Source organism: Alkaliflexus imshenetskii DSM 15055 (assembly GCF_000517065.1).
Taxonomy (GTDB): Bacteria; Bacteroidota; Bacteroidia; order Bacteroidales; family Marinilabiliaceae; genus Alkaliflexus; species Alkaliflexus imshenetskii.
The window spans coordinates 2,087,761-2,104,436 of sequence record NZ_KI912105.1 but is presented as its reverse complement, the minus strand read 5'-3'; the positions used below and the strand labels follow the sequence as shown (position 1 = coordinate 2,104,436).

The window sequence follows — 16,676 nt, the reverse complement described above, 5'->3', positions numbered from 1 at the left end:
AAATGATTGAAGTTAAAGTTATTAACCGTAGCAACAATCCTTTACCTGAGTTTAGTACCATACATTCAGCGGGGGTAGATTTACGGGCATCAATAGAAAGTTCAGTAATTATTAAGCCTTTGGAACGTGTTTTGATACCTACTGGATTGTTCATTGAGTTACCACATGGCTATGAAGCACAAATCAGACCAAGAAGTGGTTTGGCTATCAAGCATGGAATTACTGTACTTAATTCTCCTGGTACCATTGATGCTGACTATCGTGGAGAAATACAAGTTATTCTTATAAATCTCTCTTCAGAGGAGTTTGAGATAAATAGTGGAGATCGAATTTGTCAAATGGTGATTAACAAATATGAACGTTTTGACTGGAAGATTGCTTCTGAGCTAACTGAAACAGATAGGGGAGCCGGAGGTTTTGGCCATACAGGAAAACATTGATCTTTTATCATCTCTTTAAAAAGATTACTTTTTTGATAACTTCTTACTTTTAGAAAACGTAAAAAACATTGATTTTCAAATTTTAATATCCGTTTGAATGAACTATTTTAAGAATGCCCTATATAGTTTTTTTATACTCGTTGTTGTTGCCTCATGTGGTTCTACCAAGAAGGCATCTACCTCTTTTGAAGACGTACTTTATCCAACCGGACGTTTCTTTACCATAAAGCATCAGGATGAATTTGTACAAAGACGCTTTGAGTATCTGTTTCTCGAAGGTAACAGATTAAAGATGATGGGCGATCTCGGCAATTCCGCACTCTATTATACTGAAGCACTTAAGTTAGATTCAACTTGCGCCACATGTTACTTTGAAATAGGTAATTTACTTATACAGAGTAGAGATTTTGAAAACGCTGAAAACTATCTTTTTAAAGCAGTTCAATATGATCCTACTAACGAGTTTTTTCTCTCTCTGCTAAGTAAGCTTTATCTTCATAATGACAAAATAGAACTGGCTCTTAAATCCGCTTTATATCTTGCTGATCAATACCCTACAAATCCTGAGTATTTATATCATTTATCGCAAATACAATACGGTGTGGGTCAGTATCAAGCATCAGTTAATACTCTAAACCGAATTGAGTCGCTGGTAGGAATAAATGAAATGCTCAGTTTAGAGAAGCATTCAGTATGGGTTGCTGCTAACAAGCCAAAACTTGCCGAACAAGAACTTACAAAGCTTATAAATACTTACCCAGCGAATTTGGTATATCGTATCTATCTGGGAGATTTTTATACGCAAACGAACCAGTTACCAAAGGCTTACCAGGTATATAACGATGTACGACTGCGTGATCCTCAAAACGGTCAGGTACATTTCAGTTTAGCCAATTACTATCTGAATCAAAGAGACTCTGCTAATTTTAAGAGTTCCTTAAAAACTGCTTTTTCAAGCTCAAATGTAGACATTGAATCAAAAATACAACGTATTATCCCATTTTTAATGTCTATTGATTCAAAAGAGAATCCTTTAGGGTATTCAGATTTCATTGTTTACTTTGATGCAATGGTTAAAGCGCATCCCCATGAATCTCAAACACATATTTTGTACGCTAATTTTTATAGGCATTTTAGCAAGGATAGTCTCGCTGCTACTCACTTTGAATCTGCTCTTTTAATTGATGAAAATCAAGAAGATGTTTGGCAGGAGTTTTTAGTACTTGCTTTTACAAACTATGAACTTGAGAGTATGATTAAGCACACAACACGTGCTGCAACTCTATTTCCCGAAAATGGATTTTTTTACTATACTGCGGGTTATGCCTATTTGCTCAACAAACGTAACGAAGATGCCGTTGGTTATTTGTTAAAAGCTGTCGAGTTAAGTGATTCAAATACTTCGCTCAAAAGCCAAATATACGGTATGCTGGGTGATATCTATTTCCAGTTAAGTAAACCCGAACAAAGTTTCGAATCCTATCGTAAAAGTCTTGAGATTAACCCTGACAACATCGTGGTTTTAAATAACTATGCATATTATCTTAGTGTGGTTGGCAAAGATCTAGATCGCGCTGAGCAAATGATAAGCAAAGTGATTGAATTGGAGCCAAATAATTCTACCTACCTGGACACTTACGCCTGGGTACTGTTTAAAAAAGCCCGTTATGTAGAAGCACTATTCATTATTGAACAAGCTATGGAGCATGGCGGAGCATCAAGCGGTGTGATTCTTGAACATTACGGTGATATTCTGTTTAAGAATGGGAATGTAGATAAAGCAATGGTCTACTGGAAATTGGCGTCTGAAACCGATGACGAGGTCTCCAGTGTGCTGGCTGAAAAGATTCGAACCAGTTCCTTTATACCAGAAAATTAAGGTTTAGGGGATTATTAAGAAGAAGATTTTTTATACTTTGAACTGTTTTATGAACCTGAGATTAGTTTGTTATTTAGTTGTTGTTATAGTTTTGACTCTTTTCATGGGTTCGTGCCGAAGTAAAGAGCGAATTATTACTGGTGATGCTGTTGTGGGTTTAAGCGAAGACAGGCTTGTAGATTTGATTCAAGTTAACGATTTACCTTATGAATCCTTATATTTCCGCCGTCTATTGGTAGAGTTGGATATTCCCGGTCAGGTACGTTCTTTCAGAGCCAATATGTATATCAAAAAAGATTCTGCCATTATAATTTCTGTTGTGCCACTTATGGGAATAGAAGTTTTCAGAATTTGTCTTGATGAACGAAATATAACTGTTATTGATCGTATAAACAGGCAGGTGATGAAAGGTGATTACCGCAGTTTATCACAGCAATACTCTGTTAACCTAAATTTCAAAATTATACAGCAAATTTTAACCAACTCGCTTTTTGGTTATCCTGATACCGATTTACGTCAAATAAAGCGTTATCGAGCCTCTGTAGGCGATAATCTCTATATTCTGCAATCTGCAGATGACCGCACAGCCTCTCGCTCTTTACAGCGTGGTGATGATCTTACCATTCACCGTTTAGAGATTGCTCCGGGTAAGTTTCGTATTAATCGCTCAATAATTTCGCAACCCTCAAACCAATCTGTGCTAAGAATTGAGTATGCTGATTTTAATCAAATTAATAATCGGCACTCTTTCCCTAATAAAATATCCATCTTTGGAACACATGGCAGGGAGTCTATGTCTATAAAGTTCAACTATGTAGGTTTTGATATTAATGGTTCCCAATCTATATCTTTCAGGATACCCGGTAATTATGAAGTTGTTAATTTTTAGAATTGTATTACTCTCTATTGTTGTCTCTCAGGCGTTAATGGGGCAAAATGTTGATAATCTTCGATCGCAGCGTGATTTATTGCTAAAGGAGATTGCCAATACCAATAAGTTGTTGCAAGATAAACGATCTACAAGAGAGAGCGCTTTTCAACAAGTTCAGGTCATAGCGCGTGAAGTATCAGTTCGCGAACAGTTGCTCGCATCGCTGGAACAGGAAATATCCCTTATAGATCAAAGTTTAGAGTTCAATCAATTGCAAATTAATAAGTTGGAAGTTGATCTCAACGCTATAAAACAGGAATATGCCCTGCTTATTCAGGATACTTACAAAAGAAGAAATGCACTTGAGGAATTGGCCTTTTTTATGAGTGCTAATGGTTTTTCAGAGGCATATAGACGTTACAGATTGCTTAAGGAGTATTCGCAATATCGACAAAATCAGGGACGTATATTAAAAGATTCGCAAGATAAACTCCGAGCACTCTTGCAAGATATTAAAGCACAAAGAGATCAAAAAGAGAAGAGCTTACAAGAGCTAGAGCGGGAGTATCGCTTACTTGAGAATAGTCGTCGGGAAAAGAACAGACTTGTTACCAATTTGCAAAAGGAAGAACAATGGCTACTTACTAACTTGCGTGCCAAGGAGAAGCAAGCCAAAGATTTGGAAAATAGAATTTTAGAATATATCAGAACGGCAAGTGTTAGCAATTTAGGTACCGATTTTAAAGATTTTGCAGGAAAATTGATATGGCCTGTTTCCAGTGGTGTTATAGTTAATCGTTTCGGTGAACATGAGCATCCTGTGCTTAAAAATGTAACCATTAAAAACAATGGTATTGACATTCAAAGTGTAGCAGGCGATGATGTTTTTGCGGTTCACATGGGCGAAGTCAGTCGGGTAGTGGCCATTCCTGGCTATAATACGGCCGTTATTGTGCGTCACGGTACTTTTCTTACTGTATATGCCAATATGCGCGAAGTAGCCGTAAAACAAGGCCAAAGTGTAAATGCTGGCACGATTTTAGGTAAAGTTTATAAAGAGACAGGGCAAGCCAATGGCGTTTTACATTTTGAAATTTGGAATGGAAATCAGAAATTAGATCCAGCAAAATGGTTACGACCATAAAATAATCTGTAATTTAGGAAACTCTTTATAGATATTTTAGTATAAGGTAAATATTGAATTATAGCCCTATGGTTATCTAACTTACATTAAAACGCAAGGCAAGTGAACCGGATGATACTAAAATCAGAAATACATAATATAAGCCTCGTTGAGAAGCTGATTGACGAGATATCCGCAGAATACAAGATTCATACAGATATCTACGGGAAATTACTTTTAGCCGTTGTTGAAGGTGTAAACAATGCCATTGTGCATGGTAACAAACTCGACAGGGAAAAGGATGTGGTATTGGAATATCAAGTGACTGACAAAGAAATTCAGTTTTGTATACATGACTGTGGTCCCGGCTTTGATTATAATAATCTGCCTGATCCCACCTTGCCAGAGAATATTGAACGAACGCATGGTAGAGGTATTTTTCTTATGAATCATCTCGCTGACAGAATTGAGTTTAATGATTCGGGCAACCAGGTTTCACTTTTTTTCAATATCGCTTAGTTTGTGAGTATAGCTTTCTATAACGAAGATGTTGAGAAACCTTTGTTTGATTATACAAAGGCCGAATCTTGGTTGCAGGAAGTTATAGAATCAACACTTAAAACTGTAGGGTCTCTCTCTGTTGTCTTTTGTAGCGACGAGTATCTTCTTAAGATGAATCGTCAATTTTTAAATCACGATTACTACACAGATATTATTACTTTCAACTACTCGTCTCGGAAAACTATCTCCGGAGATTTATTCATTAGCGTAGATACTGTTGAAAGTAATGCCGCCAATTTCAACCTTTCATTTCACGATGAGTTGCATCGTGTCATCGTTCATGGTGTATTGCATCTTCTAGGCTGGGATGATTCAACAGATGCTGATCGCATAAAAATGCGTGCCCAGGAAGATTTCTGGCTCGAGAAGCTTTCAGGATTAGTGCATTAACATTCTGTAAATCAATTTATTCCTCTATTTTTACCACCTGTGGTTTGTTTCACCCCATTGTAGGTGTTTGCCTAATTATTATATGACGAGCACAGACTCTTAATTATGTTTATTAGAGCGCTATTTTAAAATATTTAAGTATCTCTATTTTTAAATATTTTGATTAAGTATTAACATCTTTCTATTTCATTTGTTTTACTTATTTTTGCTGGTTAAAGGTTTTATAGAAATGGAAAAGAATATAAAATTTTCATTTAGTAAACAATCTGGAAGTAGAATTTTTTAAGTTGACTTTATTCAGTTGTAGAAAGGAGTTATATTTTTTTATCGTTGCCATTTTTATTAATCCCGTTAAGTTTACTTTTTGTTACATTTCATTGCCTTTCTTTTTTTATCGATATGAAATATGATTTTGATATAATTGTAATTGGAGCAGGTCACGCAGGGTGTGAGGCAGCGGCGGCGGCCGGTACCATGGGAATGGAGACTTTGCTTATTACAATGGACATGAATAAGATAGCTCAAATGAGTTGTAATCCCGCTGTTGGTGGCATCGCAAAAGGTCAGATTGTGAGAGAAATTGATGCGCTGGGGGGACGTATGGGATTAGTCACCGATGCCTCTTCGATACAGTTTCGCATGTTGAATCGCAGTAAAGGTCCGGCTATGTGGTCGCCACGTTCTCAATGTGATCGCATGGTTTTCTCAACTAAATGGCGCGAAACGCTGGAACAGATTCCCAGAGTATCATTTTGGCAAGATTCTGTTGTAGATCTAATTTTAGATAACAATTGTGTTTCCGGTGTTATCACTCAATTGGGTGTTAAATTCTTTGCATCAAAAATCATTCTTACTACGGGAACTTTTCTGAACGGTTTAATGCACATCGGTTCTACTCAGGTGAAGGGTGGACGTATTTCCGAACCGGCTTCTTATGGTATTACCGAAAAATTATTTGCCGCCGGTTTTAAAACTGATCGGATGAAAACTGGCACACCAGTTCGTATTGACGCACGCACCATAGATTTTTCTAAACTTGAAGAACAGCAAGGAGAGGATAATTTTTATAAGTTCAGTTATCTGCCTGTATCTAATAAAATTTTACATCAGCGTAGTTGTTATCTCACTTATACCAATTCGCAGGTTCACGATCGACTTGAAGCGAGTTTAAGCGAAAGTCCAATGTATAATGGAACCATTCAGAGTTTAGGTCCGCGATATTGTCCAAGTATTGAGACGAAGATTGTAACCTTCAAGGATAAGGATAGGCATCAGTTGTATCTTGAGCCTGAGGGAGAGCATACCATTGAATATTACCTTAATGGTTTTAGCAGTTCTTTACCAATGAGTGCTCAGTTTGAAGCTTTAAAAATGGTTCCTGGTTTAGAGAATGCACGGTATTTTCGTCCCGGTTATGCCATTGAGTACGATTTTTTCGATCCTACGCAGTTAGAGCCCACTTTAGAGACAAAGCTTATTGAGGGGCTATATTTTGCTGGACAAATTAATGGAACAACCGGTTATGAGGAAGCAGCAGCTCAGGGATTGATAGCTGGTATTAATGCAGCGCTTTCTGCGCAGCAGAAAGAACCTTTTGTGCTTAAGCGTGATGAAGCCTATATTGGTGTGTTAATTGACGATTTAATTACCAAAGGGGTAGATGAGCCTTACCGTATGTTTACCAGCCGAGCTGAGTATCGTATATTACTCCGTCAGGATGATGCTGATGTTAGGTTAACACCAAAGGGCTATGATATTGGTTTGGCAGATGATTATCGTTTAGATCTCTTAAATCAAAAACTCCAGCATCGAAATGGCCTGATCGACTTCTTAAGGAGTCATAGTATTAAACCAATTGATGTGGATGACTTTCTGACTTCTGTTGGTTCTGCCACGCTTTCTCAAGGTATAAAACTTATTGATATCATTTCGCGTCCTCAGGTTAAACTTCTCGACTTGGTAAAATGGTATAAACCATTAAATACATATTGTGATCAGATACCTATAGATCGATACGAGGAGATAATTGAAGCAGCAGAGATTGTAATTAAATATGAAGGTTATATTTCACGTGAGAAGATAATAGCCGATAAGTTAAAACGCCTTGAGCACATTCGCATAAAAGGTAAATTTAACTATGAGGAGATACACACCATTTCAACGGAGGGTAGGCAGAAGCTAAAAAAGATAGACCCTGAAACGATTGGGCAAGCATCCAGAATAAGTGGAGTTTCACCAAGCGATATTAATGTGTTATTGGTATTAATGGGTCGATAGTGTTTCACGTGGAACAACGACGAATTATTACATATTAGAGCGTTTAGTCTACGCAGCGGTGCCAGTGATAAACCATTTTATAGTCACCAGCCGAATCCTTATAACGCGAAGCCCCTTCTCCAGTAATTTTATTATTATCACAGTTTCTGTCTAGTTACACAATTATTAAAGCCATTTTTATGAGTAATCTTATTTTACGAGGAAATATTGTAGACGTGTTTACACGCGACATTTATAAAGGCGAAATAGTTGTTTGCGATGGTATTATTCAGGAAATTCGCAAAACAGACACAGCTCCTGATTGTTTTATTTTGCCTGGACTGATAGATTCACATGTGCATATTGAAAGCTCCATGCTCACGCCCTCGCGGTTTGCCGAGTTGGCTGTTTCACGTGGAACAGTAGGAGTGGTTACAGATCCTCATGAAATTGCCAATGTGGCCGGGGAGAAGGGCGTTGAATTTATGATTGAGGATGGTAATAAAGTGCCGCTTAAGTTTTTCTTTGGGGCGCCCTCATGCGTGCCTGCCACCAGTTTTGAAACTTCTGGTGCAAATCTCAACAGTGAAGTTGTGTCGCGATTACTCAGCCGCAAAGATATATGGTTTCTTTCCGAAATGATGAACTTTCCGGGAGTGGTCTATGATGATGTTGAAGTGCATGCCAAGTTAAATGCTGCAAAGGCAGCGAAAAAACCCGTTGATGGTCATGCGCCCGGGCTCACCGGGGAGTCTCTTAAAAAATATGTGGCATCCGGAATATCGACAGATCATGAATGTGCATTTCCAGCGGAAGCTCTCGAGAAGTTGAAGCTTGGAGTGAAAATTCAAATCCGGGAGGGAAGTGCTGCTCGAAATTTCTCGTCCCTTTATCCACTGTTCGAAAAGCATGCCGACAGCATAATGCTTTGTACGGATGACAGTCACCCCGATGAGCTGATTCAAAAAGGGCATATCGACAAATTGATTCGGCTTGGTTTGGAAAAGGGAGTAGATTTTTTTGATTTGATACGCTCTGCTACCGTAGTGCCTGCTGAACATTATGGTTTGCCAGTTGGGCTACTCCGCGAAGGTGATTTTGCGGATTTAATTGTAGTGGATAACTTGTCTGACTTTAATGTGCAGAATACATATATTGATGGTGTACTGGTTTATTCTCTAGCAAATGGCATCAACTTTAATCTACCCGATGTGAGTCCAGTAAATGTTTTTAATTGCAACGCAATTTCGCCGGATGACGTCAAAGTCTATTTGCCAAACAACACCCAGCATATACGCGTTATTGAAGTCATGGATGGAGAACTTTTGACAAATGAATTTAAATGGAACCCCACACTCATTTCAGGAGAAGAGGTTGTGTCTGATCTTTCCTCTGACATTCTGAAATTGGTTGTTGTTAACAGATACCACCCTCAGAAACCCATCGTTGGTTTTGTGAAGAATATGGGCTTAAAGCGGGGCGCATTGGGCAGCACTGTGGCGCACGACAGTCACAATATCATTGTTGCCGGCGTGGATGATGAATCTATTGTACGCATTGTAAATGCTTTGATAGAAAACGCTGGTGGTATTGCTGCTTCTGATGGTTCTTATACAGAAATTTTGCCATTGCCTGTTGGAGGCTTGATGAGTATTGAACGGGGTGAGGTTGTGGCTAAGAAGTATGAGACGTTAGATCAGATGGCTCACACGTTAGGCTCCACGCTCCGGGCACCGTTTATGACACTCTCTTTTTTGTCGTTGTTGGTTATCCCATCTTTAAAACTCGGTGACAAAGGGCTGTTTGACGTCAATAAATTTGATTTTGTTCCTCTTTTTGAAAAAGCATGAGTTTTCTACTTGCCAATAGCCATCTGGAATCTCTCAGAGGTATCGTTGTAACTTTACCAACCAATCCGGGTGTGTATCAGTTTTTCGATGAGAACGATCGGATTATTTATGTGGGCAAGGCAAAGAACTTAAAGCGGCGTGTTGCCTCCTATTTTAACCGAGAGCCAGAGAATGGCAAAACACGCGTGTTGGTTAAAAAAATACGAACCATCCGCCACATTGTGGTCGATACCGAAGAGGATGCGTTGTTGCTTGAGAATAATCTCATCAAGAAGTATCAGCCTCGGTACAATGTGCTTTTAAAGGATGACAAATCTTTTCCATGGATTGTGGTACGTAACGAACCCTTTCCCAGAGTATATCAAACACGTCAACTGATACGTGATGGCAGTCTCTATTTTGGGCCATACACTTCTGTGGTAATGGTGCGCACACTCATCGAACTGTTTCGTCACTTGTATCCGATTCGTACTTGTCGACTACAACTTACTGCTGACAATATCGCCAAAGGCAAGTTTAAACGATGTTTGGAATATCACCTGGGGAACTGCAAAGCGCCTTGTGAAGGTTTACAAACCGAAGCTGATTATCAGAACTACATAGAAGACATACGCAACATTCTCAAAGGCAATATTGGGTCTGTAATACGTTACCTGAAAGATTTGATGCATCAATATGCGACTGATTATAAATTTGAAGAGGCCGAGGAGATAAAGCAGCGCATTAAACTCTTAACTGGTTTCCAAAGCAAATCAACCATCGTAAATCCAAAGATTGACAATGTGGATGTGTTCTCTATTCTGAGTGATGAGAAATCTGCTTATATCAATTTTTTGAAAGTTCTAAATGGCGCCATTGTTCAGGCACATACCATTGAGTATAAAAAGCGGCTACAGGAATCGGAGAGTGAATTACTATCTCTTGCCATTGTTGAGATTAGAGACAGGTTGCAGAGCAATGCGCCTGAAATTATTCTTCCTTTTAAACCTGATGTCACATTGAAAGGTGTGGAGTTTACAATTCCACAGATAGGTGATAAAAAGAAGTTACTTGAATTGTCTGAACGCAACACAAAGTTTTACAGGCTTGAGAAGTTGAAGCAGGAGTCAAATAACTTAAAAACACCCCGACATGTGCAGCTTCTGGAAACAGTACAAAAAGATCTTAGGTTAAAACAACTGCCGGTTCACATTGAGTGTTTCGATAACTCTAACATTCAGGGAGCCTATCCGGTTGCAGCCTGCGTGGTGTTTAAAAATGGCAAGCCTTCCAAGAAGGATTACCGCCATTTTAATATAAAGACAGTGGAAGGACCTAACGACTTTGCCTCGATGGAAGAAGTTGTGCATAGGCGGTATCGGCGTATGTTGGAGGAGGGGAGTTCTTTACCTCAACTGATAGTGATTGATGGCGGTAAAGGACAGCTTGGATCAGCCATGAATGCGTTAAACGAATTGAATTTAGGTGATAAAATTGCCATAATTGGAATTGCCAAGAGACTTGAGGAAATCTTTTATCCCGGAGATCCGGTGCCTCTTTATCTGGATAAGAATACGCCGTCGTTAAAGTTAATTCAGCACCTTAGAAATGAAGCCCACCGATTCGGAATTTCTTTTCATCGTGACAAACGCAGCAAAGGTGCTTTTGTTTCGAAGTTAGAATCTATTCCCGGAATCGGAAGCAAAACGATGGAATCACTTCTCAATAGATTTAAATCGTTATCAGGCGTTAAATCTGCATCATTTGATGAGTTGAAAGATGTTGTAGGTGCTGCCAGAGCCAAATCTATCCAGGATTATTTTGGACAAGATATTGCAAAAAAATAGGGACTGCCATGTTCGCGCAGTCCCTGTTGTTTTATCACCACACATAAAACCTACTCCTTTGTACGGTAATCCACAATTTAATTTAATGGGCTTCGAGCCAGTTTTTTCCTTCGCCCATATCAACTACCAGTGGAACGCTAAGCTTGCATGCCGATTCCATGGCATCTTTAACAAGTGATTTTACAATATGGAGTTCCTGGTTTGGCACATCAAAGTTCAATTCATCATGTACCTGAAGTATCATTTTAGTCTCAAGTTTGGCTTCGGTTAAACGTTTTTGGATATCGACCATGGCTTTTTTAATTATATCTGCAGCAGTTCCCTGAATAGGGGCATTGATGGCATTGCGTTCGGCCATTCCTCTCACCACTGCATTTCTGGAGTTGATATCGGGTAAGTAACGCTTTCTTCCGAACAATGTTTCTACAAAACCACTCTCCCGTGCCAGGCGAATACAGTTGTCCATGTATGTTTTAACGCCAGGAAAACTTTCAAAGTAGCCATCGATGATTGATTTTGCTTCGCTTCTCGAGATGTTTAGTCGTTCGGCTAACCCAAAAGCGCTGATGCCATAAATAATTCCAAAGTTGGCTGTTTTTGCTTTTCTGCGCATGTCTGAGGTTACGTTTTCAATAGACACGTTGAAGATTCGCGCTGCAGTAGCGGCATGAATGTCCTCTCCGCGGTTAAATGCAGCCACTAAATGTTCATCTTTACAGAGATGTGCCATTAACCTTAGCTCAACTTGAGAGTAGTCGGCACTTAGGAAAGTGTGCTCATGATCCCGTGCTGTAAAGGCCTTGCGAATCTCTTTTCCTTCGTCGTCTCGAATCGGAATATTCTGAAGGTTTGGATTGCTACTGCTCAATCTGCCGGTTACCACGGTGGCTTGATTGTATGAAGTGTGAAGACGTCCGGTTGCTTTAATTACAAGTTCAGGTAATGCATATACATAGGTGGATAACAATTTTTTAAGTCCTCTTTGTTCCAAAATTAAGGGAATGATAGGATGCCGGTCTTTAATCTTTTGAAGCGTCTCCTCGTTGGTGGTATACTGACCCGATTTTGTTTTTGAAGCGTTACTGTCGATGTTTAACTTATCAAACAATATTTCACCAACTTGTCGAGGACTGTTAACGTTAAATTCACGACCTGACATTTGAATGATTTCAGCTTCTAATGTGTTCAGGCGTGATTCCAATACTTTGTCAGACTGCATTAACTCCTCCACATCGATGCGAACACCGTTGTACTCCACTTCAATTAAAACTTCAATTAAAGGCATTTCAACCTCATTAAAAAAAGAGGTTAATCCATCTTTTTTCAGTTCTCGTTCCAAAACTTCCTTAAGTTGAAAGGTGATGTCGGCATCCTCGCCTGCATACTCCTTAACTTTATCGATGGCTATATCCCTCATGCTGCCCTGATTTTTGCCTTTTGTTCCGATAAGTGATTCAATGGATATTGGCGTGTAGTTCAGGTAAATTTCGGCCAGATAATCCATGTTGTGTCGCAAGCCCGGCTGAATCAGGTGATGTGCTACCATTGTATCGAAAAATGGCCCATTTACATTTATGCCGTAGCTTTTAAGCATCAAAGCATCAAACTTGATGTTTTGGCCAATTTTGAGGATGTTTTTGTTTTCGAAAACGGATTTAAGTTTTGACAATTGTGTTATAGCCTCCATCTTATTGGCTGAAAGCGGCATATAATAGGCTTCATGGGACTTCCAGGCAAACGCGATGCCTACCAGTGAGTCGTTCCACACATCCAGTCCGGTGGTTTCTGTATCAAAACAGAAACTTTCCTGCATTGACAGTTCCATCGACAGAGAAGCTATGGCCATTTCATTGTCTACCAAATAGTATTGATGCGGCACATCCTCAATTGTTTTGTAGCTGCTAACAGCAGGCTGAATGCTTACTTCTGCTACATCAAAAAGCGACCCTTGTGAAGGTGCTGGTTTTACTGTTTTGTTTTCGCCTGAAATTCGCTCCCAAAGCGATTTAAACTCCAGGTCGTCCATTATCGCCCGCAGTTTCTCCAGGTTTGGCGCTTTTATATTAAAGTCAGACAGTTGGTCTTCAACAGGCACCTCGGTGCAGATGGTTACCAGTTTGCGCGCCAGTTCAACCTGGTCACGGTATGCAATGAGATTCTCTTTTTGTTTGCCTTTAAAATCTTCAATATTTGCGTATACGCCATCCAGATTATGGTATTTTGCGATAAGCTCTTTTGAGCGTTTCTCCCCGATGCCAGGGCAACCCGGAATGTTGTCAGCAGCATCGCCCCAAAGTGCCAGTACGTCCACCACATTGATGGGACTGGGCACTTGAAATTCTTCACATACCTGCTCTGTTCCCCATATCTCTATTTCATTGCCGCGCGACTTCGGTTTGTACATGACAATATTCTCATTTACAAGCTGTGCATAATCTTTATCGGGAGTAACCATATAAGTCATATAGCCTTCTTCTGATGCTCTCACGGCCAAAGTACCAATCACATCGTCGGCTTCATATCCTGATATAGAAATAAGCGGGATGTTTAATGCTTCTAATATGGATTTGATTTGTGGAACTGATTTTTTGATGTCTTCGGGCGTGGCTTCGCGGTGTGCTTTGTATTCGGGATACATTTCGTTGCGAAAAGTAGGGCCGGAGTAATCAATTACCACAGCCAGGTGTGATGGGTTTTCGCGCTTGAGTATGTCAAGCAGGGTGTTGGTGAAACCATAAGCTGCCGAAGTGTTAATCCCTTTTGAGTTTACTCGCGGTGCGCGGATAAATGCGTAGTAGGCCCTGAAGATAAGCGCATAGGCATCAAGCAGGAACAATTTTGGTTTTGTTTCAGACATGTGTGTTTATTTCTGTGTTTGATATTAACTTTTGTAATCGATGACTTATTGTAATAGTGTTTTTTGAGGCAGTTTAAGAGAGCCAAATTACAAATTATGAGGGAGAATTACATGTTTAAACAGCGTTAAGAGTGGTTACCTGTCCGGTATTTGTAAATTATTGCTTTATCTTTGAGAGACTTTGGTTCATTGTGATTGCTCACATCAAGCCAACACAATGTTAGTTGTATGTTTTAGAATACAATTAAGCGAGTTGTATTTTTAGTCTATTTATATTTTTGCAGTTGCAATATGTTCAAATTTGAAATCCAGAGCTATGCGCGTATTACATATCAATAAAAGTGACGTAACCGGAGGTGCTGCTGTGGCCGCATCGCGCATTGTTAATGCGTTAAGAACAATGGAAGTGGATACTTCTATGTTGGTGGCGGAGAAAAAGAGTACAAATAACTGGGTGACATCTGTTGCTGAATCGCGCAGGGGTAAGGCTCGCTTGCTCTATAACTTTTTATACGAAGTAGCTGGTTTCATTCCGCATGAGAAGGGTCGTGCCACAAGGTTTGCCTTTTCTACTTCACGTAAAGGTTTTGATTTAAGCAAGCATCATCTTGTTAAAGAATCAGATATCATTCATCTACATTGGTTTAATCAGGGCTTTTTATCATTGCGGGGGCTAGAAAAGCTGCTGCTATTAGGAAAGCCGGTGGTTTGGACACTTCACGACATGTGGAGTTTTACCGGCGGCTGTCATTATGCAGGCTCTTGTGTCGGGTTTCAGATAAAGTGTGGCAATTGTCCTGTTATCCGTGACGCATCAGCTGGAGACCTGTCATTCATTCAACATAATAGAAAGCGGGAGGTTTATCAGAATGGGAAGCTCTCTCTGGTAGCATGCAGCAGCTGGCTCGCATCGGAGGCAAAACGCGCCACCCTTACTGAAAATACGGATATTACATCTATTCCCAATCCGATAGATACAGATTTTTTTAAGCCGGTTCCACGTGAAGCAGCCCGTTTAGGACTTGGGTTGCCGTCTGATAAGAAAATTATTCTTTTTGGAGCGGCCAATGTGACCGATCCACGAAAGGGCATGGTACATCTTCTTAAAGCAATGGAGAAACTTTCGGAGAGGGGTAAATCCAACCAGATTGAGTTGGTGATGTTCGGAAAAGCCTCGGATCAGCTTGTGGCCAAGTTGCCGTTTCGTGTTCACTTAATGAATTATATAACCGACCCTAACGTGTTGGTTAGTTTATATTCGGCAGCAGATGTATTTGTGCTTCCATCGCTTGAAGATAATCTTCCAAACACGGTAATGGAATCGTTGGCTTGTGGCACGCCAATTGTTGCATTTCGCATTGGAGGGGTGCCCGAAATGGTTACCCACGGCATCAACGGATTTCTATCCGCGCCGGGTGATGCAACAGGTTTGGCTGATAGCATCGATACGCTTCTTTTTAAATGCGACGAACAGATGTTTCGTTCAAAGGCGCGAGAAAAGGTGCTGCAACATTTTACACCAGAGATTGTTTCACGTAAATATATGGCTCTGTATGAATCATTACTCCGGTAGTATGGAGAGCGGCGAGCAGATAATTGCATTTCCAAAAGTTTCAGTCATCACGGTGGTGTTCAATGGTGAAACCACCATCGAACGAACCATCAAAAGCATTTTGTCGCAAACCTATCCAAATCTTGAGTATCTGATTGTGGATGGAGGCAGTAATGATGGTACACATGCGGTTGTGCAAAAATATATTGAAAAGGTTTCCTGTTTTATTAGCGAGCTTGACAAAGGACTTTATGATGCCATGAATAAAGGAATGGCTCACGCAACCGGTGATTATTTCTGGTTTATCAATTCTGGCGATGAAATTGAGAGTGCGGAAACCCTTTTCGATGTGTTTAGATCTAGATTGGGTGCAGATGTATATTACGGAGAAACCGTTATTGTGGATGAGGACGGAAAGGCCTTGGGTTTGAGAAGACTATCGCCACCCGCCAAGCTTACCTGGAAAGATTTTAAGCGTGGTATGCTGGTAAGCCATCAATCAGTGATAGTGCATCGGCGCGTATGTGGCAAGTATAATTTAAAGTATCGCTTCTCAGCTGATTATGAGTGGCTTCTTTCTGCGCTCAGAAATTCACACCAAGTTGAAAATACAAATATTGTGCTGTCGCGGTTTCTGGATGGCGGACTAACGAAAAAAAATATTTTGCCCGGATTGCGCGAACGTTTTCATATTATGGTGAAGAATTATGGTATTGTAAGCACTATCATTCATCACGTTCCAATCTCTTTAAAGTTTATTTATTATTTTGTTAAGCATGGTCGGTTTTGAAAAATTGACGAAAAAGTAAACAATAAGAATAACAATGTTTTAGCATTTTATTATATTTGGGCTCCTGAATTGAAATATGGTTACCTCTGTTTGTGTGGCCTGGTTATGTGGCTATCAAACAGGCAGATAGGAGTCTTACTAAACATATTTTGAAGATTTTTGTTTTGTTAACCAGAACCAGTTGGAATTGTATGGATACTTAACCGAAATGGTTACCTAATGTGTGTTGGCTGTTAAAGTTTATCAGCTGTAATATCAGATAGTTGATTTTTTAAGCATAT

Annotated in this window: 12 protein-coding genes; 11 read left to right on the top strand and 1 reads right to left on the bottom strand. The window is 39.8% G+C overall.

The annotated features are described in order from the left end of the window. Nucleotides 1-2: 2 nt before the first annotated feature. From dut to uvrC, 9 genes are all read left to right on the top strand, one after another. Nucleotides 3-440 carry a dUTP diphosphatase gene (gene dut / locus ALKIM_RS0108780; protein WP_044118238.1) on the top strand — a complete coding sequence of 146 codons (438 nt, stop codon included), beginning with the start codon at nt 3-5 and terminating at the stop codon, nt 438-440. A 97-nt stretch (nt 441-537) separates the two neighbouring features. Next, complete coding sequence (locus ALKIM_RS0108775; RefSeq protein ID WP_026474306.1) at nt 538-2,319, top strand: tetratricopeptide repeat protein; 1,782 nt, start codon at nt 538-540, stop codon at nt 2,317-2,319. A gap of 103 nt (nt 2,320-2,422) precedes the next feature. Then, nucleotides 2,423-3,208, top strand: coding sequence for a DUF4292 domain-containing protein (locus ALKIM_RS0108770; protein ID WP_026474305.1), 786 nt, complete (start codon nt 2,423-2,425; stop codon nt 3,206-3,208). Then, the gene (locus ALKIM_RS0108765; protein ID WP_044117841.1) at nt 3,189-4,334 is read left to right on the top strand and encodes a murein hydrolase activator EnvC family protein; all 1,146 of its coding nucleotides are present in this window, start codon (nt 3,189-3,191) and stop codon (nt 4,332-4,334) included. The genes ALKIM_RS0108770 and ALKIM_RS0108765 overlap by 20 nt, the downstream gene beginning before the upstream one ends. Before the next feature lie 111 nt (nt 4,335-4,445). After that, on the top strand, nt 4,446-4,832 hold the full coding sequence (locus ALKIM_RS0108760; RefSeq protein WP_026474303.1) for an ATP-binding protein: 387 nt from the start codon (nt 4,446-4,448) through the stop codon (nt 4,830-4,832). 3 nt (nt 4,833-4,835) lie between these two features. Then, nucleotides 4,836-5,264, top strand: a complete 429-nt coding sequence (gene ybeY, locus ALKIM_RS0108755) for an rRNA maturation RNase YbeY (protein WP_026474302.1) — start codon at nt 4,836-4,838, stop codon at nt 5,262-5,264. Between the two features lie 399 nt (nt 5,265-5,663). Next, complete coding sequence (gene mnmG / locus ALKIM_RS0108750) at nt 5,664-7,541, top strand: tRNA uridine-5-carboxymethylaminomethyl(34) synthesis enzyme MnmG (protein ID WP_026474301.1); 1,878 nt, start codon at nt 5,664-5,666, stop codon at nt 7,539-7,541. 179 nt (nt 7,542-7,720) lie between these two features. Further along, entirely contained in the window at nt 7,721-9,370 is a 1,650-nt protein-coding gene (gene ade / locus ALKIM_RS0108745; protein WP_026474300.1) for an adenine deaminase, read from the top strand. Next, nucleotides 9,367-11,196, top strand: coding sequence for an excinuclease ABC subunit UvrC (gene uvrC / locus ALKIM_RS0108740; protein ID WP_044117840.1), 1,830 nt, complete (start codon nt 9,367-9,369; stop codon nt 11,194-11,196). The genes ade and uvrC overlap by 4 nt, the downstream gene beginning before the upstream one ends. A gap of 82 nt (nt 11,197-11,278) precedes the next feature. Here uvrC and polA read toward each other — a convergent pair whose 3' ends face one another. After that, complete coding sequence (gene polA, locus ALKIM_RS0108735) at nt 11,279-14,053, bottom strand: DNA polymerase I (protein ID WP_026474298.1); 2,775 nt, start codon at nt 14,051-14,053, stop codon at nt 11,279-11,281. Nucleotides 14,054-14,369: 316 nt separating this feature from the next. Between polA and ALKIM_RS0108730 the strand changes: the two genes are divergently transcribed. After that, nucleotides 14,370-15,626, top strand: coding sequence for a glycosyltransferase family 4 protein (locus tag ALKIM_RS0108730; RefSeq protein ID WP_026474297.1), 1,257 nt, complete (start codon nt 14,370-14,372; stop codon nt 15,624-15,626). Continuing rightward, nucleotides 15,607-16,395, top strand: coding sequence for a glycosyltransferase family 2 protein (locus ALKIM_RS0108725; RefSeq protein ID WP_235714400.1), 789 nt, complete (start codon nt 15,607-15,609; stop codon nt 16,393-16,395). The genes ALKIM_RS0108730 and ALKIM_RS0108725 overlap by 20 nt, the downstream gene beginning before the upstream one ends. Nucleotides 16,396-16,676 lie beyond the last annotated feature (281 nt).

Bases quoted from the DNA above. Each gene is read 5' to 3' on its own strand.
- uvrC (WP_044117840.1), top strand. From the start codon at position 9,367: ATGAGTTTTCTACTTGCCAATAGCCATCTGGAATCTCTCAGAGGTATC.
- mnmG (WP_026474301.1), top strand. From the start codon at position 5,664: ATGAAATATGATTTTGATATAATTGTAATTGGAGCAGGTCACGCAGGG.
- ALKIM_RS0108730 (WP_026474297.1), top strand. From the start codon at position 14,370: ATGCGCGTATTACATATCAATAAAAGTGACGTAACCGGAGGTGCTGCT.
- ALKIM_RS0108775 (WP_026474306.1), top strand. From the start codon at position 538: ATGAACTATTTTAAGAATGCCCTATATAGTTTTTTTATACTCGTTGTT.
- ade (WP_026474300.1), top strand. From the start codon at position 7,721: ATGAGTAATCTTATTTTACGAGGAAATATTGTAGACGTGTTTACACGC.
- polA (WP_026474298.1), bottom strand. From the start codon at position 14,053: ATGTCTGAAACAAAACCAAAATTGTTCCTGCTTGATGCCTATGCGCTT.
- ALKIM_RS0108770 (WP_026474305.1), top strand. From the start codon at position 2,423: ATGGGTTCGTGCCGAAGTAAAGAGCGAATTATTACTGGTGATGCTGTT.
- ALKIM_RS0108765 (WP_044117841.1), top strand. From the start codon at position 3,189: ATGAAGTTGTTAATTTTTAGAATTGTATTACTCTCTATTGTTGTCTCT.
- ALKIM_RS0108760 (WP_026474303.1), top strand. From the start codon at position 4,446: ATGATACTAAAATCAGAAATACATAATATAAGCCTCGTTGAGAAGCTG.
- ALKIM_RS0108725 (WP_235714400.1), top strand. From the start codon at position 15,607: ATGAATCATTACTCCGGTAGTATGGAGAGCGGCGAGCAGATAATTGCA.
- dut (WP_044118238.1), top strand. From the start codon at position 3: ATGATTGAAGTTAAAGTTATTAACCGTAGCAACAATCCTTTACCTGAG.